Below are 26281 nucleotides of genomic sequence, written 5' to 3'. Positions count from 1 at the left end.
ACTCCGTTTTTCTAGGAAAAGGAGTTAATACAAAGGAATTGATATGGCAGCAATTGAGTCTTCTATGCGAATTGATGGGATAGAGTTATTACACTTATACCACCAGAACCCCTCAATTAAACTTCGTAATCAACTTGTACAGTTACATACTGGCTTAGTGCGAAAGATGGCTCATAAATTTAGCCATCAATGTAATGAACCTTATGAAGATTTAGAGCAAATCGGTTATTTTGGTTTAATTAGAGCAATTGAGCGTTTTGATCCCAGTCAAGGATATGCGTTTAGTTCCTTTGCTGTACCATATATTCGTGGCGAGATGCTACATTTCTTGCGCGATCGCAGTACACTGTTAAAAATTCCTCGTCGTTGGCAAGAATTGTACAATGAAGGCCAAAAAATTCGCAAAGAATTAGCATTATCTTTAGGTCGTCCTCCCAAAGATTCAGAAATTGCTAAGATACTGAAGGTTTCTGTACAAGAATGGCAAGAGACAAAGTTAGCTGCCCAAAATCGGATGCCTTTGAGTTTGGATGCGACAGCAGTTCACTATGTTGATTGTCAAATTACTTTAGGTGAAGCATTACCTTGTCCTCGTTCTGCGGTGATGCAGCAACAAGAAGAAGAACGCCAACAACTCCAAGGGGCAATTAATATGCTAGAAGATAAACCCCGGATGGCAGTAGAAATGGTCTTCTTAAAAGAACTTTCACGCAAAGATGCCGCTAAAAACATTGGTACTAGTCCAATGACCGTGACACGGTATCTGCAAAAGGGCATTAATGATTTGATTAATTATTTGCAGCCTCAAGCTGTAGCTTCAGGGTCTTGATGTTTGCTACTACCAAATTACTGACAGGAAAACTCTATAACTCCGATCGCTTCTAACTAATAAACCAAGTTCTGGATTTAAGTACTTAGACAAGATTAATTAATAACATTGTTTTCCTGTTAAATATTCTCTATCTCAACACATAAATTTAATCTTGCCCAACCACTTATCGCTATCCCTAAACTGGTGAAGTACAGCCATATAGATTTAACCGCCAATTGAAGAGGATAAATGCAGATGAGGAAACACGATATTACTCTAGATGTTTAGTAGTAGTTGTCATGGGCATATAAATCAGGGTGCAGTCTCTCAAAAGAATTTCATCTATTCAAATAAATTTTAGGAATTTAAGCCTGCACGTTGAAAGATAACGTTAGGGCTAATTTCCAACTCTGGGAACAAGTCATCAGTAATTAATTGATGATGGCGGTATGTGATAGGTAAGGAAGCTGGGACAAATACAGTGATAGTTCTGGCTTTTGTATCGACTACCCAAACACGCGAAACACCTGCGTTGAGATAATCTGTGGCTTTTTCGGCCATGTCTCCAAAAGTTTGTCCGGGTGAGATAATTTCAATCACTAATTCGGGCGCAACCGGACAAGCTTCATCTTGCAACCAATCAGCAGCAAGGCGGTTGTAAGAAATATATGTCAAATCAGGTATAGGTATCCAATCTTGTTGATTTCGGGTTAATTTGATTGCCCACTCAACTACTACTCGCCCTTTTTTTTCTGCCCATATAGACAATATTATAAATAAAGCGCCAGTCGTCGCACCATGAAAAAATTTTGGTGACATTTCATCATTTTTATATTTCGGAACAGCTTGACCATCAATAAGTTCGTATGTAACATCACCTTCAGGAAGTGCGAGAAACTCTTCCACAGTTAGGCTTTGATTAGAAGACTGAACCATAGGTTTAAAAAGTGCTGAGTTTAAATGGCTGCGGTGTATACACAAATCTGGGTTGAGTGCATCTATCCCGCCTCGGAATTAATTCCGAGTCTTACAGCACAAGTCCTCTGAAGAGGACTCAACTAGAAATTTATTCCAGTCCACGCTTTGTGGACTTTGGCTATGAGCCTGGAACTTTAGTTCAAGGCGGGATAGGCTTTCATACTACAAATTTTTGACTTGTATGTACACGGCAGGTTAGATGGGGAGTGATCAATGACCATTGATCATTGACTAACTACCGTGATTTTAGATCAGCGATCGCACCTCTGGTCATGGCGGCAATGGCTTTATCTGTGGCTTTCGGCAAATGATAATATTTACCGCCGGCTGTTTGGGCTAATTCTTTGGCAAAGCCGGTGGAAACAAACTTACTTTCCGTATCAATTACCAATAGTTGCATTCCCAAAGCCCGAAATCTGCCAGCAATTTCTAATAACTCGCCTTTAATATCCGGTTTTTCTCCTGGTTCCTGGGGTTCGCCTAAAGAACGCCCTAACGGAATATTACCCCGGCCATCAGTGATGGCTACCACTACAACTTGCCCAATATCGCCACTCATCTGGGCGTTCAAACCAACACGTACAGCTTGGGTCAAACCATGCGCCAAGGGTGAACCGCCACCACAAGGTAATCTTTCTAAACGGTTTTTTGCTAAAGCGATAGAACGTGTTGGGGGTAATAACACTTCCGCCTGTTCTCCCCGGAAAGGAATCAAGGCTACTTGGTCACGGTTTTGGTAAGCCTCAGTTAACAGTTGCATAACTGCACCCTTAGCTGACTGCATCCGGTTCAAAGCCATCGAGCCAGAAGCATCTACTACAAATACTACCAATGCCCCGGCTTTGCGAACCAAGCGTTTTGAGCGAATATCACCTTGCTCAACAATTACTTTTCTGTTTGGTTGTCGCTCACGCCGTGCTTTTTGATAAGGTGCAGCAGCTCGCAGGGTAGCATCTACGGCGATGCGCCGGACTTTGCCTTTGGGTAACATCGGTTTGACGTAACGTCCCCGGTCTTCGGAGAAAATTAAGCTGCGACTTCCAGATTTACCTTGACGTTGGGACATTTGGGCAAAATACAGCACGCTTTCATCCAGAATTACACCTTCTGGGTCAAAGATAAATTCTTCGGGGATGCTTGGTGGTTCTTGGTTTTCTGGTTCTTCGGGTTGGTCTTCTTCTTTGTCTTCCTCTTCCTCTTGTTGGTCTTGTTCTGACTCGTCTTGGTTTTGTGGTGGTGGTGGGGGAGGAGGTGGCGGTGGTTGGTCGGGTGGTGGTGTTTGGACTACAGTTGCCCTTGGTACAATTACTAACTCAACAGCGCGACGTAAATCATCGGCGTTAACGGTGGTGCGTCCTTCTAAGGCGGCGGCGGCTTTGGCGACGCGCACTGCAAATAATTCAGCGCGGTGTCCTTGGACACCACCGCGAATGGCTTCATTAACTAAGTAAGCGATTTGGTCGTGGGTGATGGTGACTTCCTTTAACCATTCCCGCGCCAGGATAATTTGGGTTTTCAGTCCGTCGAGGTCTTCGCTGTACTGCTGAAGAAATTCTTGGGGAGATTTGGAAAACGCGATCGCTTGTTCTACTGCTTCTACTCGTTGATCTAAACCGAGTACACCATCAGCCGAGAGGGCGATCGCAATTCTATCCAGTAAATGTTCCCGTAATGCGCCTTCTTCGGGGTTGTAGGTAGCAATAAATAATGCTCTGCAAGGATGTTGAACACTAATACCTTCGCGCTCAATTTGGTTGCGACCTTCAGATAATACTGTTAAAAGTTGATTGGAAATTTGGTCATCTAATAAATTGATTTCGTCTACATACAGCACACCCCGGTTAGCAGAGGCGAGTAACCCAGGCTGAAAAACTGTATCCCCTTGCTTCACCGATTGTTCCACATCTACAGAACCTAAAAGTCGGTCTTCTGTAACACCGAGAGGAATCTGGACAAAGGGCGCAGGAATAATTTGTGTAGGGATATCCTGAATATCTTTCTCGGCGTATTCGGCTAACAGTAAATCGTCCCATTCTTCGGGGCGGGTGGGATCACAGTTGCTAATCGAATCAGGAACAACTTCAATTGGCGGGAGTAAGGCGTGAATAGCACGCGCCATGACAGATTTTGCCGTACCGCGACGACCTGCGATCGCCACTCCTCCCAAACCAGGATCGACTGCTGCTAACAGCAAGGCTAATTTTATCGCTTCTTGACCGACTACGGCAGTCAAGGGAAAAGAGGCGATCGTTGGAGTGATAGTAGGCGCAGGCATTGTTTGCAAAAATGATTATGAAGGCAGGAGGTTACTGAGCGTAGCCGAAGTAAGGCAGGAGGCAGGAGGTAAGATTTTCTAATATTATTTCTGCTTTGCTTCACTGGTCTCGGTTTTTAGCATATCAATTTCTGGCGCTATCTTGCCGATTCCCTAATCTAAACTAAATGGGGCAAATTCTATTTGTCCGAATAGCATATTTTTGTCTACTGCTGACAAAATTTTATTATTGGTGCGATTGTTATTTAAACAACGACATACCCATTGCGCCACATCCGCACGATGGATACTGCCAACAATGCTTGTATCTTCAGTTAAAACGCCATTACCCGTGGCTGGTTCTGTTTTCAATCCACCAGGACGAATAATAGTATATGTGAGTCCACTGGCAATTAAATATTGTTCAGCTTTGTCTTTTTCGACTAAAACTGATTGCAGCGCCGCCAATGCTTGGGGAGATAATGCGCCAACACTATTACCAGTCCCAATGGAAGTCACTAAAATAAATTTTTGGACTTTGGCTTTGATGGCTGCATCAATGAGATTTTTATTCGCTGGGTAATCTGGTTTTTCTGTATCTGTCGGTAAACCGCCAATAGTACTAATAACAGTGTGGATGGGTTCATTAGTGAGCATAGCTGCTTCCACATCACTAACATTCATCGCATCACCCAAAATTGTCTTCACACCCGTTGCTTGTAATTCAGTCGCAGCCGTTTCAGTTCTCAACAGTGCTTTGACTTTGAGTTGTTGTGCTGTTAAACAGTTGGCGATTTCTCTGCCAACACCACGACTTGCCCCAGCCAGAAAAATATATGATTCACTTGTCATAACGAATTGCGGAACTACTAAATTACTTCTGCTCCAGGGATTGTATCAAATTGTGAACATTCTTGAGGCTGAGATGAAACCGCAACTCAGTATGTATCCTCAATGATTGACAAACATCTCTACCTTGTCTTCCTTGTCCCCCTTGTCTCCCCTATCTCCGTTATTCACACATCAAATAGGACTGCTATATCTTCATCTTGTTGGATTTCGCTATCGCTCCACCCAACCTACTTTTATATTGGAGTTATTTTTAATACTTAAAATGCAGTAGAGTATTTTTACTTAATCCCATCGTAGGAGGTATTTTTGCTGGCGATCGTGCGATTCTAGCAAGTAACTCTATATAGAGAACGACAGATGACCAACACATCGCAAGATATCAGAGTAATATCTACCACGAGAATTTGGGGAATCACAGTGTGTATTTTAACAGTTTGTATTCCGCTTTCGGCTGTGACGAGAAGTGGAGCGTTGTTACCTTTAGCTGCTCTTGGGAGTGCTACAGCCGGAACGATCGCTATTTGGCGGAATGATGAGAAAAAATCGCCTGCTGGTGCTTTGCAACCACAGCAATTAGAACTATTAGAGCAAAGAATAGCCAATTTAGAAACAATAGTCAGTCATGAAGAATTTGATTTACAGATGAAAATTAAACAGCTAGAAACCAGCGATCGCAATCATCATTCTGTTTCCTAAACTCCTATTGTCTCAAGCCTTTTTGCAGTTTGTTAGTATACACAATTGTGGAAAATATTTCTGCCACTTTTAGAGCATAATCTCTCTAATTTAGTAAAAATAGCTATCATCAACCAAAATGCCCAAAACTCTGCCAATAACCTGCGAGTTCTGCTTAAATCATACTAGTCTTGGTTAAGATTACTGTTTCTAGAAAACAGTATCTTCTTCTCTAGTTCCGATAGAATTATTGGACATCATAGAACTCTATCTAACTCATACCCAATACCGATTTGAGATTTTAGGAGCAAGTTTTGACTAAAAGTCTTTTTGCAAAATCTCAAAGAAGCTTGCTGATCCCAAGGTGGTATCAATTAGATCATTATGCTGAGATTTGAGTGATCTTTACACACTGAACTTTACAGATACATCTCCATAAATGTGTTCTGTTAGACTGCGAAGATTACCGAATTTTTATTTTACTAGAAGTTATAAACTTGAGTAATTACGTTGGTATAGCTTACCGTAGGTATGCAAAATTGTATCGCTGGAATGCAGATGGATTGGATTAGCTTACTTCAAGCCCAGCAAGCTGATTTCCTTCAACGTATTAAAAAACCTAAAACTTACGACCTATCTTTACTGGACAGTCAAGTTAAAGGTTGTCACAGCGAAATTATGGCGTTTTGGGGTGATTCATTGGCAAAAATCCAAGAATTATCACGCCAACAAGCCGAAATTATCGCCAAAAATCCGCCGCCCATCCCGCCAGAATATCCTGAACCGCCTGATTGGGTGATTCCTTATCCCAAACACTTTCAACAACAAGCACAAGATTATCTTTTGCGCGAGCAAATTGTTGAACAAGTGATGGCGGAACGGCTGGGTAAGATAGTGAAAAAGTTGCCCCAAGACACTATTCAAAATATGGTGTTAGATGATGAAGGCAATTTACGCAGCGAAAGTAAATTTACATACTGCCTAGCTGATAGTCCAAAACACAGCGTGTTAGTTTATGCTGCCGATGGCGAAAGTTTTAACGGTATCAAGAAAGATAAAATTAGGTGGACAGTCACTCAAGATGACTTACGCAACCACCAAGTTTTAATTTTCTTGTGTCTGTTTTATCCTTCTAATGGCAAATTAGGCTATGAAAAGCACGCTGTAATTGCTGGGTTTTTGCCGAGTAATCAACTGGAACTCTCGGAAACTAAATCTTATGTGACTCCTAGTAGCCTGTTATATGCAGGGGGATTAAGTTGGTATTTAGAGTCACTCACAGCGAAAAAGACTACTAAAAAAGATATATTGCTAACAGTTGAAGAGCAAGCGATCGCCGAAAGCATTCAAATTGTCTCATCAGATCATCCCCAAAAAGAAATCATTGGTGATTGGGAATTTTGGCAAACATTAAAAGGTCATACTAGAGGGATTTATTGCCTTGATTTTGCTTCCCGTTGTCACAATGGCAATGTCACCCCGATTTTAGCTAGTGGGAGTCGCGGCGAAACCAAACTCTGGGATTTAAGCAAAGGAGAATTAATTGATACATTATCTGAAGCGCCTTGGATAGCTTCAGGGTTAGTGGATGATGTAAACTCTATATCTTTTAGCCCCGATGGTCATACATTAGTCAGTGTTGGTGCAGATTCGACAGTGAAAATTTGGCACGTCGGCGCACCAGAATTGATTGATATCCTGCACAAACATAATGGTGTAGTGCGCTGTACTGCTTTTACCCCAGATGGGCGGATGGTAGCCACTGGTGGCGATGATCGAAAAGTTCTGTTTTGGGATTTAATGCAGCGTCAGGTAGCGATCGCTCTATCTTTAGATGATACAGCCGCCCATGCCCTGGCCTTGAGTCCCGACGGCAAAACCTTGGTGACTGGTAGTTACCGCAAAATCAAAGTCTGGAAAACAGCCCAACTTTCAGAATGTAGCACCCTGCAAGAAATCGAACCACTGCACAGCTTAACCGGACATTCTCACATTGTGCGTTCCCTAACTATTAGTATTGATGGACAGTGGTTAATTAGTGGTAGCTGGGATCAGACAATTAAAATCTGGCATTTAGAGACAGGGAGATTAATTCGCACCCTCAAAGGTCATACTGATCGAGTATATGCGATCGCCCTCAGTCCAGATGAGCAAATTATCGCCAGTGGTAGTGCAGATAAAACCATTAAACTCTGGCATTTCAACACCGGAGAATTGCTAGGCACATTTACCGGACATAGCAATATAGTCACATCCCTAGCCTTCACAACTTCTGGTGATATGTTAGTCAGTGCCAGCTTAGATAAAACCATTAAAATCTGGCAGCGTAGTTAATAATTACAATGGATTTTATCGCTATCTCTCCAGCTAATTTACTAGCTTCCTATTCCCTACAGGTAAGGGCGAAGGCTACGCCCTTACTGAGATTTTTTCAAAAATTAATAAAATTGCAGCTTTTCAACCAAAACTTTCTGCCCACTTTGAAAATTAGAACAGTCTAACTTTGTCGTCAGTCGGAAGTTTAACAAATCATAGCGAGGTTTACCATCTGGACGATTAGCTCTTGGTGGGATATCGAGTGCTTCGATTAAACAACCGCCAATTGTCGAATCTGGAGTTACCCTAAAATTCACCCCCGGTAACTCAAAGTGCTTGACCACGATATTCCGCAAATCACGAGAATGCTGAATAACAAACTCCACTTCAACTTCGATATCAGCTAGAAATTCCATATTTCCCACACTTAGTAAAATAAATAAATGTAGGTTAGATGAAACTCAGTGTAACTTAACCATGCCAAGATTATCAAATGTTGAGTTGTGCGATCGCTCCAACCAATCTACCATATAAAAATTAACAGGAGAAATGACAATGGTCAGCAGCCTGAAAGAACTAATTGATGAGCCAGAATTAGGTCATAGTAAAGACCCAGAAGAAAAGTTTATCAGTAGTGGTGTGAGTTGGGACAGTTATGAATCGCTATTGGCGAAACTAGAAAATAACTCTCATTACCGTGTTAATTATTTAGATGGAATATTAGAAATCGTGTCACCGTCAATCAGACATGAAAAAATCAAAACGAATTTAGGGATGTTGTTAGAGCGTTTTTTCTATAGCAAGCGCATTCGGTTTGTACCGATGGGAAGTTCTACTTTTAAAAATAAAGCCAGAAAAGCTGGTGCAGAACCAGACGAATGTTATTGTATAGGCGAAGAGAAAAAAGTACCAGATTTAGCAATAGAAGTAGTTTTGACAAGTGGTAGTGTGAGCAAACTAGAAATCTACCGTAGATTAGGAGTTGCAGAAGTCTGGTTTTGGGAAAGAAATCAGTTTAAGTTATATCATTTACGAGACAATTCTCAGGAAGAGCAAGCCACTGTTTACCCTGAGACTTATGGGTATGAACCTCTCTCTCAAAGTGAAATACTGCCAGAATTAGATATTTCTTTGCTAGAACAATGTCTGACAATTTCAGATTCAATTCAAGCTATTGATGAATTTGAGCAAGGATTGAAAGCAGCCGATGAGCCAAAGTCATAGAGATGCGATCGCTGATTTTTGGGATTACTTCTATCTAGGGAATTAATTTTTACTAAACTGATTATACATATAGTGTTTACGAGTCTACTGAGGTACAAATTTATCTGCGTCCATTTGCGGTTCATTATTCTTCTTCATACCTCACTAGAGCAAGAAACGCTATAACCCTTACCATTTATAAATTAGATGGCAGATACATATCCAATAAGTAGTTAAACATAATTAATTACACAAAGTCATTGCGAATGGAGCGAAGCGAAATGAAGCAATCGCAAGGGCTGGGATTGCTTCGCTTCGCTCGCAATGACTGTAATTAATTTTGCGTGGTTACTTATTAAGAGTGACAGATAATCAGGATGCAGTTACAACTGACACTATACAAATACAATCCAGATTAGAAACATGAGTGAAAGTACATCTTTAACACAGCAGTGGTTAGCTGAAATTCAAGCACTCAAACGCCAATTAGCAGAACAGAGACTTGATTTAGAGTCGGCTTGGGAAAGTGCGGAAAAATGGCGCAAACTCTACAACACAGAAGCAGAACAACGCCGGACAGACGCGCATTTATTCCAACAAACGATCGCATCTCTCAAAGCCAATATTCACAAACTCCAAGGTATTGAAGCCGCAACACTGGCTGATGGTAAAGCAGTTGAAGCCATTCAAGCTGAAATTACTCAAATCCAAACGCTGGAAGAATTGCAGACAAAATTGATTGCAGCGATTAAAGAACGCGATCGCCTTTTACAAGCCTTGAAAACTGAACAAGAAAGTCACGCTCAAACACGCAAAAGTCTGACTACCGCCTTGGGTGATGCTATTGATAGCTTGGCACGAGAACGCAGCGCCGCAGAACAGGAGAGATGAGATTGTGTTCAGCACAAGACTGAGCGTGAAGAGCGCAGGGGGAGCAGCACCTCGACTTCGCTCGGCGACCGGGTGCAGGGGAGCAGGGGAGAGGGTTGTTTTTAATGACTCAAGACCAAGGACGAATGTAATTTAGATGAGTTTGAACTTGTCAAAGCTTCATTAATACTGGTCATGAATAACTGATTTAAAGAAATGCCTGATGCTTTTGCCATACAGGGAATTACACTTTTAGTAGCAAAAGAACAATATAAACCTGCTTCTAAAAACCAAGGTTCTCCCTGGGGATCAATGCGGAAATCAAATAAACTGTAGTGGCGACAACCCAAAGCTTGATGGCATTTTTTAGCCACTTGCTGAACTTTTGTGGTGATGGGGTCGTGAGTATCAACAATCCAGGCTGTGATATTGTCTTTGGCGGTTAGATACAAGTTACCATCATCGTTTTTGCGGAGTTTATCATCATAGTTACGGATGGGTTTTTTCTGGGAGTCTACCAAATACTCTTCTAAAGGTAAACCGATTAGTTCCCCATCTTTCACCAAAATGCCACATCTAACTTCGCGTCCGAGTTCGATAAATTCTTCGACAATAACCTCAGAAGCGTATTCAAAAGCTTGTTTCAATGCAGCATCATATTCAGCCACATCTTTGACTAAGGCTATACCTAGAGAGTTATCCGAAGTTGCAGGTTTAACAACTGCTGGCGGTGAAATTGTCGGTTTGTCTCCTGGGCGGAGGAGTTCACCACGCGGTACTTTTACCCCAGCCGCAGCGACAATTGCTTTGGCTTTGGCTTTGTGGGATGCGATCGCCATCACATCTGGAGTATTACCGATGTAAGGAATTTTCAGTACGTCAAATAAAGCGCGGTAGTGAGTCATTCCCGGAATACAAAACATTTGTGGTAACACCAGGTCAATGTTTTGTGTAGTAATAAACTCGATCGCTGCAAACAAAGTCATCGGTTTGGCAACAGCAATATCCTCTAAGCTGAGAGATTGAGGAAATCGCCACAAACCATCGGGTGTGATGTATGCAATCTGAAAATCGTAGCGCGATCGCTCTGCGGTTGCTGTTAAACAATCTTGAGCATAAAGGCGTGACAATTCATAGTGAAAATCATCGTATGCAGAGCCAACTAAATGCAAAATCCGCAGTAAAGACATAATTTTTGTAAAAATAGAACAGAGTTTTTGCAGAGATGTAAAAATACTAGGATGTAATTCTATCCAGTTCATTCAGAATATTACTATCTATATCAATGTCAAATTTCCGAGCAAAATGAGCAGATGATTTCAGTAGATTTGGCAAGTCTTCCATCAGTAATGTTTTTGGATGACAACCTCCATTTGACCAATCAATATATCTGAGACGGTCATTTTTTAGCTTCAGATGAAGCGCATTAGCAAGTATAGTCTGAAAATAAGACTCATCTGCATATTTAATCTGCCTGTAGTACAAGGTTAAGGCATTTTTTTGACTATGGAAATCGATAATGTAGCGAGCAGCTTGGCGATTGCCACAAAACCATTGACTACCACTAAAGCAAGCAGTTTTTTTTGAAAAAGGCAATAAAGGTTTTGTTAATAGTGGATGTTCTAAGGATATTTTGAAATTTTTTAGATAATTACATGATAATGACTTTGTACAGTATCGTTTATAAGAATTTTTCAGCCATAACATATTTTGTTCTAAATCTTGTTTATAAGTCTTATAGGTGATTCGCTCATACTGAATATAAGCATCATAGGGACTTGAGGTTAAATCATCTAATATTTGCCTTGCACTTTTAAGAGGATAGTCTGCGCCACTCAGTAATATAAACCAATCCGGCGCATCTGCTACCTCGTACATTAGTTTAAGAGCTTGCACAGTCGCTTCAACAATAGAAAATTCTCCCCATTTAGTCTGTAAGTGAGGGCGAACAAATAAAACATTCTTCGACAATTTATCCCTAGATAAATCACATTTGTCAAAATCATGATGACAAACAATTAACGGATAATTAAACATACTATTTAATTTGTCGATCAACCGATAAATTTGTAGTGGTTTCGCATGAGTTAGTAAAATAAACCCAATAGAATTATGAGAAATATTAGGCATTTTTCAGGCACTATTTTTACTTTTATAGATAAATTCAAATTCTTAATCGCCGTCTAATTCCACCAATTTACCAATATTGAAATCAATTTTTACCCAACCTTTGAGTTGTTGCAAATTCTGGAGTAAAAGTAACGGAATTTGCCAATGATGCAAAGTCAAAAATGGTAAAGGATCATCAAGATTGTAAATAGCATCAGTACCCTGGATTATGGTCTTAACTGCTGTTTGTAATTGCTGCCAAGAACGAATACCAGTTAACCGCCAAATTTCGTGATATATCCAGTAAGTCGGCTTGCTACTTGCCAAAGGTTCTAGAGGTGCAGGTAGGGGAGTTTGCTCAAAATAAGCCTCGGCTACACCAGGATGATTGTAAAACATGGTAATTGCCGAATGAGTCCGGGGATTGCATTCAATGGCGTAAACTGTACCGTCTTCAGCTTGGATAAAGTCAAAAGAAACTTGTCCCGTCAGCCGCAAACTCTTGACAAAATGTTGTATCCATGAACGAATTTGGGGATTTTCGACGTTTTCATAGTTAATTTGAAACGCCGAAGAGTTACAACAGCAATGTAATCTGAGTTCCCCATCCCGGACTGTACTATGGGTACAAAACTCCTTACCAGGGATAAACTCTTGCATAATCCAAGGTGTTTCGGGGCTGATGGGTAAACTGTTAACAAAAGCGGCGGTTTCTTCTGGGGTGTCGCAGGGAAGTTTGGTTAAATTCAGGCGGCGAACGGAGTCGTAAGGAATACTTTTAAGGATATATTTGCGGGTTTCTTGGCTAAAATCAAAATTAATTACTTGTTGAGGGTCAGTAATTTTAAAAGATTTAGGTACAGATAAACCAAGCGATCGCGCTTTATCAGTAAAGGCAAATTTATCATCTAGCATCTTGGTAATATCTGCATCAAAGTGAAACACTTCGCAGTATTTTGCTAGTTCTGGCTTGGCTAAAGAGTCATAGTAACTAGCTACAGGACTGCACACAGGGACATAAACGTCAACATTTTCTTGTTTGACGATTTCCACTAGCGCCTGAATGTAGGCTTCTGGGTCTTTTTGTGGAGCCGGAACTGTATAAAAACGACTCACAGCTTGAGAAAATCTATGTCCAGATAACCAATATTTGTGACTTTCAATCAAAATTACTCTGTGTCCAGCCTTATGGAAGGAGCGAGCCAGTTGCAAAGCTTTGGTCATCTTGGCTCCACTTACCAAGATAGTTCGGGGGTGAGCCGCGACGACAGTTTTTGTAAACAAACGGCGCACCAGACCCCACAGCAAAGCTATCAGCACCATCAAAGCATTCAACGGCAAGGCTAAGAGTAATAATGTCAGAGTGCCAAAAGTCTTGAATAGAGCTAAAATTTTTACTCCCGCACCCGTGGAAGGCGTTGATACAGGTACAGATAAAGATATTGATTGTGACATCAGTATTTCCTTTGTGTTGATGGTAGAGACGTTGTGATATAACGTCTCTACTGCTTTACGCCACTTTTCTAATTAAGGTGACACCATCGCGGATGGGTAACAAAACTTGCTCAACACGCACATCAGCAGCCACAACCGAGTTAAAATAGGCGATCGCTTCACCGTTAGCAGTGCGTTGTTCTGGTGGTAGGTAAGCTTGTCCTTGCAACAAGGTGTTATCCACACAAATCAAACCATCAGGAGCGAGTAAATCCTGATCCAAAATCATCTGGAAGTAATCAACATACTCCTTTTTATCGGCATCGATGAAGATTAAATCAAATGATTCTTTTCTGGCTGCTAGTTTGCGGAGGGTTTCTAAAGCTGGTGCAACTTCGACAATGATTTTTTTGCCGTCCGGGGATTCGTCAAAGCAAGTTTGAGCAAATTGGGCAACATAAGCATCTACTTCGCAAGCAATGAGTTGTCCGTCACTGGGTAATGCTTCCGCCATCGCTAAGGCCGAATAGCCGGTAAACATTCCCACTTCGAGAATGCGCTTGGCTTTGGTAAGATGCACCAACATTTTCAAGGTCTGCCCTTCCAGATGTCCAGAGAGCATTTCCTGTTCTAGTTGACGTACTGTTTCCCCATCACTAAAGCGTTTACTCCAGTCTTCTTGGCTGGTTTTTTTGGCTAATGCTGCTAAGGCGCTTGATTCTGGGGTGGTGCATTCATCCAAGTAAGGATCTAAACCAGCAGCTAACTGCACTGACTGGCGTAGCGCATCTAATATCTCGGCGGGAATATTTTGCTGTTGTGCTAATTTCAGGGTTTGCTGTAACTGGGCTACTAAGATGCTGTGGGGCGTGATTGGTCTAGGGGTTGGGAGTTGTACAACACTGGTCATCTTTTTACACCCCTAATAATTGCACTTCTTGAGGTTCAATGTAGGCATCAATGCCAGCACCACCACGAGGATATTCAGCACACAGACGTTTATGTTCAGCTAAGGCTAAATCTAGTTCTTCACGAGTCAAGTCATTAACAAAGAAACACTCACCAATAGGACGCGGCATGGCGGCGCGTTGTTTACCATCTCTAGTGAGGCTAATAGATTTAGTAGCATACCAAAGTAAATCTTCATCTAGCAGAGGGTGATCTAGAGATAGACCGATACGACTCATCAAGCCTAAAATGCGATCGCGCTCTTGTAAAGAAATATAACCCCGGCGGGCGGCAATAGTCGCAGATAAAGCCATATCGATATTGACCGCGTGACCGTGATATAAAGGTACTTGCGGCGCTAATTCTAGGGTAGGACTCCAAGTGTGACCGTAGGCAATGACGCGATCAAGGTCTATTTCATGCAGGTTGGGAGTCTCTAACTCCAGCATGGTTTTGATGGCTTCGTAGTTAACTTTATGGGCAATCTCTTTGATTTCTGCTGTGCCATTCACATAGCCAAAATGAGTCTTCAACAGTTCTTCGCCATATTCGTATAGCAGTTCAAAGACTTGTGAGTTAGCAACTACAGCAATTTTGACTAACTCCGCCATTCCGTTGCGGACTTGAGCCGTGGGTAAGGTTTGCAAAAATGAAAAATCCAGAATTACCTTCAAAGGTGCATGATAAGCACCCAGGCGATTTTTCAATTTGCGATGGTTCACCGCTACCTTAATTGCTACACCTGCATCGATTAAGCCAATTAATGTAGTCGGAATGCGAATATAGTTACTCTTGCGACGATAAGCAGCACAGGCAAACCCAGCGACATCAGTAATTAGACCACCACCAATAACTAAAACTGGTTCCTTACGCACTAAGCCAAAGTCGGCAAAAGCATCAATAATTTTTTCAAAACTCTCCAGGTTTTTCCCTGGCTCAGTGATGATGATCGGAAATACTGTCAGTGCGATTTCATAATGCTGGAAATATGACTTAATCTGTTCGCCATAAAGTTCATAAACATTGGCATCAATTACAGCCAAACAGCGACCAAACTTTGCATAGCTATCGGCAATTTCTCTGTTTTGAATATCAAATGTACCGTTCACATAGACAAGACTAAAATCGATCTTCTCGTAGCCTTGGACGTGAAACGCAGTTTCTGTTGCTTCAAACGATGCTTGAACTGTATTCATGTATTTTCGCTGTCAGCTTTTTTAGAGATCAGCCCTGTATTGTCGCGTGATCCCCAGAATCAAGGCAAGGACAGTTAAGACAGTTAAGAAATTTAAAGAAAAAAATTTATCTGTTTGCGATCGCTCCCCCAACCCCAAGAGTTGAAAAAAATTACCAATAAGTATAAAGTAAGTTTTGGAAACTCATTGCTCACATTGAGCTATAAAGCCGCGCATCTAAGAATATGCGGCTCAATATTTACTAAATTTTCTCAATTAAGATGTTTTAATTGCCCATGTCAGATAAAACACAAATAGTTTACCTAAATGACAAGATTTTCCAGTAATCCAAGAGCATGACAAAAGCAACCACAGCATCACCAATAAACTGGCATAAACCCAAAATTTCGCCATTCCTGGGGCTGATTTTAGGTATACTGATTCTGCTGACTTGCTTAGTGTTTAGTGTCACTTTAGGTGCAGCAGAAATACCGACAAATAAGATTTTGGCATCCTTTATCATTTTTGATGGGTCTTATGAACATCTGGTCATTCAGACAGTGAGATTACCGCGATCGCTCATCGCCTTGCTGGTAGGATCAGCCTTGGCAGTTGCGGGTGCATTAATGCAAGGTTTGACACGCAACCCCTTGGCAGATCCCGGAATTTTAGGTATTGAGTCAGGAGCCGCATTAGCTGTAGTCGCCACAACCTTTGTTTTTGGTAGCTCTTCCCTAAATGTTTTAACTATCGTGGCTTTTTTAGGTGCAGGTGTGACAGCAGTGTTAGTCTACCTGATTGGTTCCTTGGGTAAAGGCGGAGCCACCCCACTGAATCTCACCATTGCAGGCGCAGCAATTACCGCCCTGATTTCCTCAGTGATGACGGCAATGCTTATAGTTAGCCAAAGAACCTTAGAAGAAATTCGATTTTGGTTAGCTGGTTCATTAGCTGGCCGCGATATCAATATATTATTCTCAGCATTACCTTTTGTCGTGATTGGCTTAGTCCTAGCTTTTGCCCTAGGTAGACAAATTACCACCATGAGTCTAGGTGAAGATGTGGCTAAAGGCTTGGGTCAACAAACGGGTTGGGTGAAAATTACAACTGCCATCAGCGTAGTTTTACTGGCGGGAAGTTCTGTATCTTTAGCTGGGCCAGTTGGCTTTATTGGCTTAATTGTTCCCCATATTGTGCGGTTTTTTATCAAAGCTGATTACCGTTGGATTTTGCCTTATTCCGCAGTCTTGGGTGCAACTTTACTGTTAATTGCAGATATCGCGGCGCGTGTCTTACTCAAACCCCAAGAAATACCAGTGGGAGTTATGACAGCCTTGGTTGGCGCACCCTTTTTTGTCTACTTGGCTAAATCGAAGGTAAGAAAATGAAATTGGATTGGCTTGTATTTCGTTCTGAAACGATATCTTTGCGGATTGACCGCCGTGTGCCACCAATGCTGTTATGTTTGGCAGTGGGGCTTGTGGTGGCGATGGTGATGAATTTAGGACAGGGTGAATATCCGATTTCTCCCTTAGATATCGTCAAAACTGTATTGGGTATAGATACAGGCAACCCAGATCATGCTTTTGTGATTGATAATCTGCGTCTACCCCGTACCCTAATAGCTGTCATGGTGGGAATGGCGCTGGCGGTGGCTGGGACTATCTTTCAAGGCATCACACGCAACCCATTAGCTGACCCCAGTATTATTGGGATTAATGCAGGCGCAAGTTTAGCGGCAGTTGCCGTAATTGTACTCTTACCAGCAGCACCGATTTATGCCTTGCCTTTATCAGCCTTTGGCGGTGCTTTATTGATGGCTGGATTAATTTACTCTTTAGCTTGGAACAATGGTAGTTCCCCCGTTTTATTTATTTTAATGGGCGTGGGATTGTCTGCGATCGCCAGCGCATTCACCAGTTTGATGATTACCTTTGGCAATATTTATAGTGTCAGTGATGCCTTGGTGTGGTTAGCGGGTAGTGTTTACGGACGCACATGGGAACAAGTCTTTTCCTTTTTACCTTGGTTAATCGTTTTTGTGCCGATGGCATTGATATTAGCTAGACAGTTGAACGCCTTAAATTTGGGGGATGATGTCGCCAAAGGTTTAGGAACTCGCGTGGAATGGCAACGGGGTTTACTGGTACTAGTCGGTGTCGCCTTAGCTGGTGCAGCAGTCGCCACAGCAGGAATGATTGGTTTTGTAGGATTAATTGCACCCCATATCGGCAGACAGTTAGTAGGTACAAATCATCAAGGCTTGATTCCTACCTCGACATTATTGGGAGGAATGTTAGTTGTAATAGCAGACTTTCTAGGAAGAACAATTTTTGCACCCATTGAAATTCCTTGTGGCATTGTAACGGCTGCCGTCGGTGCGCCTTATTTCCTCTATTTGTTAATTCGTAATCGGAAGAAATAGCTTTGTGAACTAGTACAAAAAGGCAAAAATAAAAAGTAAAAATTTAACTTATATCACAAGCTTTTCACTAATTTGAGATAGCATCTTTATTTCTGCCGCATTTTAATAGATGAAAATCCGATTTTAATTAATTTTAAGATGGTAAAAAACATGAAAGGATTATCAACAAAAAGTTTATCTTTAGCTTATGATGGTGCGCCAATTATTCGTGACCTGAATTTAGCAATTCCTGGTGGTAAGATTAGTGCTTTAGTCGGTGCAAATGGTTGTGGTAAATCCACCTTATTAAGAGGGTTAGCCAGACTTTTAAAACCTTATGGTGGTACAGTTTATCTTGATGGTCAATCTATTTTTAATCTTTCTACCAAAGAAGTAGCCCAACAATTGGGAATCTTGCCGCAAAACCCACTAGCGCCCGAAGGGCTAACCGTCCGAGATTTGGTAGGACAAGGACGTTACCCTTATCAAAACTGGTTGCAGCAATGGTCAGAAAAAGATGAAAAAATTGTCCAACAAGCACTAGAAATTACCAATTTATTAGATTTAGCAAATCGAGCCTTAGATACTTTATCTGGTGGACAAAGACAACGTGCTTGGATTGCAATGGCATTAGCACAAGATACAGATATTTTATTATTAGATGAACCGACTACTTTTTTAGATTTAGCGCATCAAATAGAAGTATTAGATTTGTTATATGAATTGAACCAGCATCAAGGACGAACTGTTGTAATGGTGCTGCATGATTTAAATCAAGCTTGTCGTTATGCAGATTATTTAGTGGCTGTCAAACAAGGAAGAATTTTTACGGCTGGAGAACCACAAAATGTTATGACAGAGGAGATGGTACAAGAAGTATTTGGCTTAGAATGTCGGATTGTGCCTGATCCAATTGTCGGAACACCGATGTGTGTTCCCATCGGGCGTAAGGGTATGAGAATGTGCAATTCTTGATGAGTGAATCACAGTATCTACAGGAATTCGGTTTGATTTCTGAATTTATTTGTGTAGGTAGGGAATGGGGAGTCGGGAGTAGGAAAGTGCCTACACAGTCATCGGATATTTTTTTAGTTGGAAGTCAACAGCAGATTATTACCGCTAAAGGTTGAGTATAATCACAATTGCTGTTAAATCTGACTCCAAACTATGAAAATTTATCGGGAAGACTTAGATTGGGCGGTTTCCCAAGGCTTAATTACAGAAGAACAAGCCAGTGCGTTGTGGAATGCACTTTCCCTGAGAAACAGTGAACGCCCACAGTTTAATTTTGTCAATGTTAGTTATTACTTTGGGGCGTTAATTGTGATCTCAGCCATGACTTGGTTCATGACATTAGCATGGGAATCATTTGGTGGCGTAGGTATTTTTTTGTTAGCCAGTATTTATGCCTTTTGCTTTGTGCTTGCCGGCAGCAATCTTTGGTGGCGACAACAAATGAAAATTCCTGGAGGTTTGCTATTTACCATTGCAGTTTGCTTGACTCCTTTAGCAATTTACGGACTACAACGTGCAACCGGATTTTGGATTCAAGATAACCCCGGTACATATCAAGATTTTTATACTTGGATTAAAGGCAGTTGGTTTTTGATGGAGTTAGGAACTATTATCGCGGGTTTAATTGCTATCAAGTTTGTGCGGTTTCCTTTTTTGATAGCCCCCATCGCCTTTTCGCTATATTTTATGTCTATGGATATCACACCATTATTATTTGGCGAAAAAACCTACAATTGGCAGTTAAGGTTAGTAGTTTCTGTATGGTTTGGGATTGCTTGTATTGTGATTGCTTATCTGGTAGATATCCGCACCCGCAGACGCGATGGAGATTATGCTTTTTGGCTATATTTATTTGGGTTAATGGCCTTTTGGTGGGGTCTAACTTTAATGGGAGACAGTAATGAATTGCAAAAATTTATCTATTGTTTGATTAATTTAGGGTTAATGTTATTGTCGGTTTTATTAAGGCGAAAAGTTTTTATTGTGTTTGGGGGTATGGGTGTTTTTGGTTATTTAGGACATCTAGCTTATAGCATCTTTAAAAATGCCCTTTTATTTCCGGTTGCACTCACAGTTTTGGGAATATTTATTATCTATTTAGGAACTTTATATCAACGCAATAGTAGGAATATTGAAGCTTTTCTAGAACGGTTATTACCCGAAAATGTGAGACGCTTTTTACCTAGAGAGTAATAATTTTTTGGTAAGAAAGCAAGCCCTAAGTAAGTCCCCATAATTGAGTGATACAGAACACAAGAGTTTTTTGTTCAGGACTTCAACACAAAGATTGTCTTTTCTTCAGATTTGTAATTAGATAAGATTACCAAGCTGAAGCAATGGGAACAGCAAATGGAAAGATGAACATTAACTAGCTATTCCCAATTCCCCATTTCCCTTTGAAGTAAAAACATGGCAACAAAAATCCCCGTTACAGTAATTACAGGCTTCTTAGGTAGTGGTAAAACCAGCCTAATTCGCCACCTCTTACAAAATAACCAAGGTCGTCGCATCGCCGTTTTAGTCAACGAATTTGGTGAATTGGGTATTGATGGCGAGTTGTTGAAATCTTGTCAAATCTGCCCCGAAGATGAAACTGGCGGGAATAATATTTTTGAGTTAACCAATGGCTGTTTGTGCTGTACTGTGCAGGAAGAGTTTTATCCCACAATGCAAGAGTTAATCAAGCGGCGGGACAACATTGACTGCATTGTGATTGAAACATCTGGGTTAGCTTTACCAAAACCATTGGTTAAAGCCTTTCGTTGGCAAGAAATTCGCAATGCTGCAACCGTAGATGCAGTCATTACAGTAGTGGACTGTGCAGCCGTAGCGGCTGGGACATTTGCCAGTGATTTAGACGCGATCGCTGCCCAACGTCAAGCAGATGATAGTCTAGAACATGAGACACCCTTGCAAGAGTTATTTGAAGACCAACTCGCCTGTGCAGATTTAGTCGTGTTGAGTAAAACTGACTTAGTAGATACGGCAAGCAAAGCACAAGTCGAGCAATTAGTCAAACAAGAATTGCCCAGAGTAGTGAAAATAGTCGAGAGCGATCGCGGCCAAATCGATCCAGCCGTATTATTAGGATTACAAGCCGCCGTCGAAGATAATTTAGATAGCCGTCCTAGCCATCACGACAGCGAAGTAGACCACCACCACGACGACGAAATCACCTCAACACACGTCATTTTAGACCGCACCTTTGACCCCGAAAAACTCCAACAACAATTGCAAAATCTGGTAAATCAACAAGAAATTTACCGCATCAAAGGCTTTGTCGCAGTTGCCAATAAACCTATGCGCTTAGTCTTGCAAGGCGTAGGAAACCGCTTTGAAAAATTTTATGACCGTCCTTGGCAAGCAACAGAAACAAGGCAAACTCGTTTAGTCTTTATCGGCCGTGATTTGAACTCCACAGAAATAGAATCGCAACTGGTCGCTTTGTAGGGTAGACGGCAATACGGTTCGGATAAGAAGTGTAGGCAAGCAAGGGTGCAGGGGTGAAAGGGGGAATTGAAAGTACGCTCTCTCCTGCACCTGAAGCTCCTCCGCCCCCCTGCTCACCTCAACAGATACATTTGTTAACCGAACCGTATTGGGGTAGACGGTAGGACTTACGCAAAAAAACGAAAAAATAAGGTTTTAGAACAGGGTAGACGGCAATACGGTTCGGTTAAGAAACTTATTTGTGTAGGCAAGCAAGGGTGCAGGGGTGAAAGGGGGAAGGAAGGTACGCTCTCCCCTGCACCTGAAGCTCCTCCGCCCCCCTGCTCACCTCAACAGATACATTTGTTAACCGAACCGTATTGGGGTACAGGGGTATGAGGGTGTAAGTATTCAAAACCCTTACACCCCATACCCTTACACCCCTACACCCAATCTTGGTGCGTAAGTCCTAAGTATGTCAAAGTTTCAACTTCAATTGCAACTCATCTTTAATGCGGTTGAGAATGGAGGCTTCATCGAGATTCGCTAAAATTTTGCTGATGACTGCTTTTGGCCCTTCTGGCCCCCAAGTTGCACCATTGGCTAAATAAGCTTTTGTGACTTGGCCAATACCATAAGAAGAGACACCAGCCACGCCTGCTTGGGTGAGTGCAACGGTGACATAAGGTGCTAAGGTGGCACCTGCTGTAGCTGGTGCAGAAATACCAAGTAAGGTTTTCAAACCACTCAAGCCCAAGTTGGCTAGTAATTCACTTACACCAATACCACCCATACTCAAGGCTATTCTTTGCAATAGTTTCACAGCGCCAGCTTCAGTCATGGGGATGGCATAGAGTTTCGATAAACCTAAAATCAAAGCAATATCAATAGCGATACTACTCAGTATATCTACGACTGTCACCGGATTGAGAGCGATCGCTAGGGCTTTAGCCATCACCGCTTTCCAAATCAATTGATTGGCGTTCTGTTCTCGAATTAAAAGTTTGCGTTGTACTAGTTGCTCATTTACAGTGTCAGCATACAACATCGAGTTCAGCGCCACTAAAGCTTTACCTTCCCGTTGCAAAATCTCTAATATCTTCAGCTTGAGTTCTTCGACTTGGGCGTTTCCGGGACGCAATTGCAAACCCCGACTACCATCAGGGCGAACTACCGCCGTTTTTACCAAGGGTGAGGCGGCTGACATGACAATTTCTAAAGGCGTGAGTAATTCTTTTACCCGTTCATCTCGAATTTTTTCATAAATTGCCAAGCGATCGGCGGCGGGATATTGGTCAACTTTGTTAAACACCAAAATTATCGGTTTCCCCGCTTCTCGCAATTGGGAAAGGGCTTGGTGTTCTATCTTTGTCATGTCTCCCGAAATCACAAACAAAATCAAATCAGCTTGTTTGGCGATTTGTTCTGCTAAGGCGGCGCGAGTATCACCATCAACTTCATCTAACCCAGGGGTATCAATTAGTTCTACCTGAGATTGACCCACACTTGGTAAAGTCACACGCAAAGCTCGTTCATTTGTGCCAATGATTTCTTCGTGAATACTCCAATTAACTCTTTGGGCTGCACGAGTTACACCGTGTAAAGGGCCTGTTTCAAATACTGGTTGTCCCACCAAAGCATTCAACAGCGATGATTTACCCCGTCCTACCATCCCAAAAGCCGCAATCTGCACAACCATCCGGTCTAACTTGGCCAGCATAGTTTCTAAATCAGCCAGTTCGGTTTCTAAGCCTGCTTTTTCTTGTGGTGTCAGGTCAAGATTAGCTACCAAGTTTCGCAGTGCTGTTTGGGCTTGTTTGTAATTCAGTTCCGCTTGAATATCTTCAAAGCTAAAAATGGCACTATCTAGTTCTTCCTCCCAGTTAGGCGAATTACTTTGGTCGGGTTCTGGCAATTTAGAAGGCATGTTAACCGGAGATTTTTGATTTACCTCATTTTTATACTAGTTATTTTTTACAGGATATGGGGTGATAATATTCACTGTTCAGGCTGCTTTCACCATCCACACCAGAAAACTCAAGATTTTCTCCACCGGAGGCAGGGGATAATCACTAAAATCAATGGTGACTGTTTGCCCTTCGAGTTTGAGAAATCGCCATTGCGTGCCACTGCTGACAGTACCGTAAATGCTTGTGATAGGCTGTCCTTTGGCTTCATTGAATCTTTGTGCAGCCACCATTTCTGCAATACATTGTCCGAGTCCTGATTTTAAATCTGATTTTTTCGCTTCAACAATTACAATTGCGGGTGCTTCCACTGTTAACTGTTCAGGCGAACGACTAATGAGGAAGTCACAGACACCATTAAGTCCAATACTCGCATCAACGTTAAACTCTTCCCCTGAAAACACGCTGATGGACGAATGGAGAATGCGGCGTACTTCTAACAGTACAGGATTGATAATTACTTCAGAACGGGCTTTTTCTGTATCAACTGCGATCGCCCAAGGTAAATCCTCTAAAATAGCTTGCAGTCGAGGGCTGGGATGCACAGGTTCGATATTTTCCGGGAAAAATCGTACTCCCTCTACAATCATCAGGCGAAAATCTTGTTTCAACCTGTCAATAGTAAATTGACTATAAGGCATAAGCTATGTTGAGTTTAAATTGCACATTCTTTATAGGACTTACGCAATAACCCTCTCAAATCCTCTTAACTTCGTGTCCTACCCTGCGGGAAGCCGCTATCGCGTCTATGCGTTCTTTGCGGTACCCTGCGGGAAGCCGCTTGCGCGTCTACGTTTTTTCATGATTTTGCGTAAGTCCTGCTTTAGTTGAGACTGTCATCAGTTATTAGTCATTAGTCATTAGTCATTTGTATTGACCAAAGGACAAGGGACAAATAACCAAGGACAAACTTTTTAGATATTAGAGTCTTATTCTTGATGAGTGTGATACCTAGTAATTCTATGTCATCTTTTCCCGTCGCATCGGGTGATCCGAAAAAGTAGTAGAGTGAAGAGTGCATCTATTAGCGTTAGGAATTTGACTACATCACCTGTGCGGAAAATTGTTATTGCCGGTAACTGGAAAATGTTTAAAACCCAGGCAGAGACTCAAGATTTCTTGCGAGGGTTTCTGCCTCATTTAGACAACACGCCCGATGAGCGAGAAATATTATTGTGTCCTCCATTCACCGATTTAAGCATTTTGTCTCAAAGTTTGCATGGTAGCCGTGTACAACTTGGAGCGCAGAATGTTCATTGGGAAGACTCTGGAGCTTATACTGGTGAAATTGCCGCTCCGATGCTGACAGAAATTGGTGTCCGTTATGTAATTGTCGGTCATAGCGAACGACGGCAATTTTTTGGTGAAACGGATGAGACAGTTAATCTACGTCTGAAAGCTGCTCAAAAACACGGTTTAACCCCAGTTTTATGTGTAGGGGAAACAAAACAACAACGCGATTTAGGGCAAACTGAATCACTAATTACTACTCAGCTAGAACATGACCTAGTAAATGTAGATCAAGATAATTTAGTGATTGCTTATGAACCCATTTGGGCAATTGGGACTGGTGACACCTGTGAAGCGACAGAAGCTAACCGAGTTATTGGCTTAATTCGCAGTCAGTTAAAAAACCCCAATGTTCCGATTCAATATGGCGGCTCAGTCAAGCCAAATAATATTGATGAGATCATGGCTCAACCAGAAATTGACGGCGTGCTTGTGGGAGGAGCTAGTCTGGAAGCTGAAAGTTTTGCCCGGATTGTCAACTATCAATAGTCTTATATGTAACGCCTTTTCCCTGGCAGCGCCAGGGAATGGGTTTAACTAAGTTAAAAGTCAAAAGAATCAGACTTTATCGCTTTGTCTAGGACTCATATTTGATTTATGAAAAAAATCAGTACACTCAGATCAGGCTGCTTTCCTACTCCCTACTCCCCATTCCCTACTCCCTGCCTACACAAATAGATTCAGAAATCAAATCGGATTCCTATATGCCCAGTAATTTAACTATTCGTGGGCGTTGTTTTGCCTGGGGACAACGCACTTATTTAATGGGTGTGCTGAATGTGACACCTGATAGTTTTAGTGATGGCGGGGATTTTAATAGTACAAATGCGGCTTTGGCTCAAGCCCAAGCAATGGTGGCGGCTGGTGCTGACATGATTGACGTTGGTGGGCAATCAACGCGGCCAGGGGCAGAGCAAATTAGTTTGGCGGAAGAATTAGAGCGAGTTATCCCCATCATCAAGGCAATACGCTCGGAAATGACAGTGCCAATTTCTGTAGATACAACTAGAGCTTATGTAGCAAAAGCAGCAATAGAAGCTGGGGCAGATATTGTGAATGATATTTCCGGCGGGACATTTGATGATGAGATGTTGCCGACAGTGGCGAGTTTAGGTGTGCCGATAGTGTTGATGCACATTCGGGGAACACCAGAAACAATGCAACAAATGACAGATTATGAAGATTTACTAAGAGAAATTGCGAGTTTTTTAACAGAACAAATTTTGGCCGCAACCAAGGCAGGTATCGACCAAGCAAAAATTATTATTGATCCTGGGATTGGTTTTGCTAAGAATTATGAGCAGAATTTAGAGATTTTGCGTAACTTGCGATCGCTCACACAATTAAAGTGTCCCATCTTAGCAGGCGTATCTCGTAAAAGTTTTATTGGTCGCATTCTCAATCAACCAAATCCCAAAGCCCGCATCTGGGGAACAGCAGCCGCTTGTTGTGCTGCTATTGCTAATGGTGCGGATATTCTGCGAATTCACGATGTCAAAGAAATGCGTGAAGTCTCGCTAGTTGCGGATACGTTTTTTAGGTAAAAGGGAT

23 protein-coding genes are annotated in these 26281 nt (G+C 41.9%); 12 read left to right on the top strand and 11 right to left on the bottom strand.

Annotation, left to right across the window (positions count from 1 at the left end; translation table 11 throughout):
• Window positions 1–43: 43 nt before the first annotated feature.
• Window positions 44–829, top strand: a complete 786-nt coding sequence (locus H6G28_RS14665) for an RNA polymerase sigma factor SigF (protein WP_190594994.1) — start codon at window positions 44–46, stop codon at window positions 827–829.
• Window positions 830–1168: 339 nt separating this feature from the next.
• Here H6G28_RS14665 and H6G28_RS14660 read toward each other — a convergent pair whose 3' ends face one another.
• The 3 genes from H6G28_RS14660 to H6G28_RS14650 form a co-directional block, all read right to left on the bottom strand.
• Entirely contained in the window at window positions 1169–1747 is a 579-nt protein-coding gene (locus H6G28_RS14660; protein WP_190671634.1) for a Uma2 family endonuclease, read from the bottom strand.
• 277 nt (window positions 1748–2024) lie between these two features.
• The gene (bchD, locus tag H6G28_RS14655) at window positions 2025–4064 is read right to left on the bottom strand and encodes a magnesium chelatase ATPase subunit D (RefSeq protein WP_190671632.1); all 2040 of its coding nucleotides are present in this window, start codon (window positions 4062–4064) and stop codon (window positions 2025–2027) included.
• A 153-nt stretch (window positions 4065–4217) separates the two neighbouring features.
• Entirely contained in the window at window positions 4218–4895 is a 678-nt protein-coding gene (locus tag H6G28_RS14650; RefSeq protein WP_190671630.1) for an SDR family oxidoreductase, read from the bottom strand.
• Window positions 4896–5252: 357 nt separating this feature from the next.
• Here H6G28_RS14650 and H6G28_RS14645 point away from each other — a divergent pair, with 357 nt between their 5' ends.
• The gene (locus H6G28_RS14645; protein ID WP_190594998.1) at window positions 5253–5591 is read left to right on the top strand and encodes a hypothetical protein; all 339 of its coding nucleotides are present in this window, start codon (window positions 5253–5255) and stop codon (window positions 5589–5591) included.
• Between the two features lie 510 nt (window positions 5592–6101).
• Window positions 6102–7904, top strand: a complete 1803-nt coding sequence (locus H6G28_RS14640) for a WD40 repeat domain-containing protein (RefSeq protein WP_190671628.1) — start codon at window positions 6102–6104, stop codon at window positions 7902–7904.
• A gap of 104 nt (window positions 7905–8008) precedes the next feature.
• Here the strand turns inward: H6G28_RS14640 and H6G28_RS14635 are convergent, their stop codons facing one another.
• Window positions 8009–8302 (bottom strand): hypothetical protein, encoded by a 294-nt coding sequence (locus tag H6G28_RS14635; RefSeq protein ID WP_190671626.1) that lies wholly within the window; start codon window positions 8300–8302, stop codon window positions 8009–8011.
• A gap of 139 nt (window positions 8303–8441) precedes the next feature.
• On the opposite strand from H6G28_RS14635, the gene H6G28_RS14630 reads away from it, so the two are divergent.
• Window positions 8442–9110, top strand: coding sequence for a Uma2 family endonuclease (locus tag H6G28_RS14630; protein WP_190595002.1), 669 nt, complete (start codon window positions 8442–8444; stop codon window positions 9108–9110).
• Window positions 9111–9512: 402 nt separating this feature from the next.
• Window positions 9513–9980: a hypothetical protein gene (locus H6G28_RS14625; protein ID WP_190595003.1), complete on the top strand. Its 468-nt coding sequence runs from the start codon at window positions 9513–9515 to the stop codon at window positions 9978–9980.
• A gap of 101 nt (window positions 9981–10081) precedes the next feature.
• On the opposite strand, the gene H6G28_RS14620 is transcribed toward H6G28_RS14625, so the two are convergent.
• From H6G28_RS14620 to H6G28_RS14600, 5 genes are read right to left on the bottom strand one after another with little or no spacing between them, the layout of a single operon-like run.
• Window positions 10082–11149 carry a D-alanine--D-alanine ligase family protein gene (locus H6G28_RS14620; protein WP_190671742.1) on the bottom strand — a complete coding sequence of 356 codons (1068 nt, stop codon included), beginning with the start codon at window positions 11147–11149 and terminating at the stop codon, window positions 10082–10084.
• A 46-nt stretch (window positions 11150–11195) separates the two neighbouring features.
• Window positions 11196–12089, bottom strand: coding sequence for a beta-1,6-N-acetylglucosaminyltransferase (locus H6G28_RS14615; RefSeq protein WP_190671624.1), 894 nt, complete (start codon window positions 12087–12089; stop codon window positions 11196–11198).
• 42 nt (window positions 12090–12131) lie between these two features.
• Window positions 12132–13523 (bottom strand): ATP-grasp domain-containing protein, encoded by a 1392-nt coding sequence (locus H6G28_RS14610; protein WP_190671622.1) that lies wholly within the window; start codon window positions 13521–13523, stop codon window positions 12132–12134.
• 55 nt (window positions 13524–13578) lie between these two features.
• Window positions 13579–14412, bottom strand: coding sequence for an O-methyltransferase (locus H6G28_RS14605; RefSeq protein ID WP_190592512.1), 834 nt, complete (start codon window positions 14410–14412; stop codon window positions 13579–13581).
• Window positions 14413–14416: 4 nt separating this feature from the next.
• Complete coding sequence (locus H6G28_RS14600; RefSeq protein WP_190671620.1) at window positions 14417–15646, bottom strand: sedoheptulose 7-phosphate cyclase; 1230 nt, start codon at window positions 15644–15646, stop codon at window positions 14417–14419.
• A gap of 335 nt (window positions 15647–15981) precedes the next feature.
• Between H6G28_RS14600 and H6G28_RS14595 the strand changes: the two genes are divergently transcribed.
• The 5 genes from H6G28_RS14595 (at window position 15982) to cobW (ending at window position 21494) form a co-directional block, all read left to right on the top strand.
• Window positions 15982–17013 carry a FecCD family ABC transporter permease gene (locus tag H6G28_RS14595; protein ID WP_190592514.1) on the top strand — a complete coding sequence of 344 codons (1032 nt, stop codon included), beginning with the start codon at window positions 15982–15984 and terminating at the stop codon, window positions 17011–17013.
• Window positions 17010–18050: a FecCD family ABC transporter permease gene (locus H6G28_RS14590; protein WP_190671618.1), complete on the top strand. Its 1041-nt coding sequence runs from the start codon at window positions 17010–17012 to the stop codon at window positions 18048–18050. The genes H6G28_RS14595 and H6G28_RS14590 overlap by 4 nt, the downstream gene beginning before the upstream one ends.
• 150 nt (window positions 18051–18200) lie before the next feature.
• Window positions 18201–19004, top strand: a complete 804-nt coding sequence (locus tag H6G28_RS14585; protein ID WP_190592516.1) for an ABC transporter ATP-binding protein — start codon at window positions 18201–18203, stop codon at window positions 19002–19004.
• A 192-nt stretch (window positions 19005–19196) separates the two neighbouring features.
• Window positions 19197–20237 carry a DUF2157 domain-containing protein gene (locus H6G28_RS14580; RefSeq protein ID WP_190671616.1) on the top strand — a complete coding sequence of 347 codons (1041 nt, stop codon included), beginning with the start codon at window positions 19197–19199 and terminating at the stop codon, window positions 20235–20237.
• A 216-nt stretch (window positions 20238–20453) separates the two neighbouring features.
• Window positions 20454–21494, top strand: coding sequence for a cobalamin biosynthesis protein CobW (cobW, locus tag H6G28_RS14575; protein WP_190671614.1), 1041 nt, complete (start codon window positions 20454–20456; stop codon window positions 21492–21494).
• A 457-nt stretch (window positions 21495–21951) separates the two neighbouring features.
• Here cobW and H6G28_RS14570 read toward each other — a convergent pair whose 3' ends face one another.
• Both H6G28_RS14570 and H6G28_RS14565 read right to left on the bottom strand, forming a co-directional pair.
• Entirely contained in the window at window positions 21952–23400 is a 1449-nt protein-coding gene (locus tag H6G28_RS14570; protein WP_190671612.1) for a GTP-binding protein, read from the bottom strand.
• A 78-nt stretch (window positions 23401–23478) separates the two neighbouring features.
• Window positions 23479–24081, bottom strand: coding sequence for a hypothetical protein (locus tag H6G28_RS14565; RefSeq protein ID WP_190671610.1), 603 nt, complete (start codon window positions 24079–24081; stop codon window positions 23479–23481).
• Between the two features lie 412 nt (window positions 24082–24493).
• On the opposite strand from H6G28_RS14565, the gene tpiA reads away from it, so the two are divergent.
• Both tpiA and folP read left to right on the top strand, forming a co-directional pair.
• On the top strand, window positions 24494–25219 hold the full coding sequence (tpiA, locus tag H6G28_RS14560) for a triose-phosphate isomerase (protein WP_190671738.1): 726 nt from the start codon (window positions 24494–24496) through the stop codon (window positions 25217–25219).
• Between the two features lie 215 nt (window positions 25220–25434).
• On the top strand, window positions 25435–26274 hold the full coding sequence (gene folP, locus H6G28_RS14555) for a dihydropteroate synthase (protein ID WP_190671608.1): 840 nt from the start codon (window positions 25435–25437) through the stop codon (window positions 26272–26274).
• Window positions 26275–26281 lie beyond the last annotated feature (7 nt).

It is taken from the genome of Nostoc sp. FACHB-190 (assembly GCF_014696905.1).
Taxonomy (GTDB): Bacteria; Cyanobacteriota; Cyanobacteriia; order Cyanobacteriales; family Nostocaceae; genus Nostoc_B.
Note: the sequence above shows the minus strand (reverse complement) of the source record. Positions and strands in the feature narration are given on the sequence as shown.

Coding starts and splice junctions, on each gene's coding strand:
- H6G28_RS14665 (WP_190594994.1), top strand. CDS start 44: ATGGCAGCAATTGAGTCTTCTATGCGAATTGATGGGATAGAGTTATTA.
- H6G28_RS14660 (WP_190671634.1), bottom strand. CDS start 1,747: ATGGTTCAGTCTTCTAATCAAAGCCTAACTGTGGAAGAGTTTCTCGCA.
- bchD (WP_190671632.1), bottom strand. CDS start 4,064: ATGCCTGCGCCTACTATCACTCCAACGATCGCCTCTTTTCCCTTGACT.
- H6G28_RS14650 (WP_190671630.1), bottom strand. CDS start 4,895: ATGACAAGTGAATCATATATTTTTCTGGCTGGGGCAAGTCGTGGTGTT.
- H6G28_RS14645 (WP_190594998.1), top strand. CDS start 5,253: ATGACCAACACATCGCAAGATATCAGAGTAATATCTACCACGAGAATT.
- H6G28_RS14640 (WP_190671628.1), top strand. CDS start 6,102: ATGCAAAATTGTATCGCTGGAATGCAGATGGATTGGATTAGCTTACTT.
- H6G28_RS14635 (WP_190671626.1), bottom strand. CDS start 8,302: ATGGAATTTCTAGCTGATATCGAAGTTGAAGTGGAGTTTGTTATTCAG.
- H6G28_RS14630 (WP_190595002.1), top strand. CDS start 8,442: ATGGTCAGCAGCCTGAAAGAACTAATTGATGAGCCAGAATTAGGTCAT.
- H6G28_RS14625 (WP_190595003.1), top strand. CDS start 9,513: ATGAGTGAAAGTACATCTTTAACACAGCAGTGGTTAGCTGAAATTCAA.
- H6G28_RS14620 (WP_190671742.1), bottom strand. CDS start 11,149: ATGTCTTTACTGCGGATTTTGCATTTAGTTGGCTCTGCATACGATGAT.
- H6G28_RS14615 (WP_190671624.1), bottom strand. CDS start 12,089: ATGCCTAATATTTCTCATAATTCTATTGGGTTTATTTTACTAACTCAT.
- H6G28_RS14610 (WP_190671622.1), bottom strand. CDS start 13,523: ATGTCACAATCAATATCTTTATCTGTACCTGTATCAACGCCTTCCACG.
- H6G28_RS14605 (WP_190592512.1), bottom strand. CDS start 14,412: ATGACCAGTGTTGTACAACTCCCAACCCCTAGACCAATCACGCCCCAC.
- H6G28_RS14600 (WP_190671620.1), bottom strand. CDS start 15,646: ATGAATACAGTTCAAGCATCGTTTGAAGCAACAGAAACTGCGTTTCAC.
- H6G28_RS14595 (WP_190592514.1), top strand. CDS start 15,982: ATGACAAAAGCAACCACAGCATCACCAATAAACTGGCATAAACCCAAA.
- H6G28_RS14590 (WP_190671618.1), top strand. CDS start 17,010: ATGAAATTGGATTGGCTTGTATTTCGTTCTGAAACGATATCTTTGCGG.
- H6G28_RS14585 (WP_190592516.1), top strand. CDS start 18,201: ATGAAAGGATTATCAACAAAAAGTTTATCTTTAGCTTATGATGGTGCG.
- H6G28_RS14580 (WP_190671616.1), top strand. CDS start 19,197: ATGAAAATTTATCGGGAAGACTTAGATTGGGCGGTTTCCCAAGGCTTA.
- cobW (WP_190671614.1), top strand. CDS start 20,454: ATGGCAACAAAAATCCCCGTTACAGTAATTACAGGCTTCTTAGGTAGT.
- H6G28_RS14570 (WP_190671612.1), bottom strand. CDS start 23,400: ATGCCTTCTAAATTGCCAGAACCCGACCAAAGTAATTCGCCTAACTGG.
- H6G28_RS14565 (WP_190671610.1), bottom strand. CDS start 24,081: ATGCCTTATAGTCAATTTACTATTGACAGGTTGAAACAAGATTTTCGC.
- folP (WP_190671608.1), top strand. CDS start 25,435: ATGCCCAGTAATTTAACTATTCGTGGGCGTTGTTTTGCCTGGGGACAA.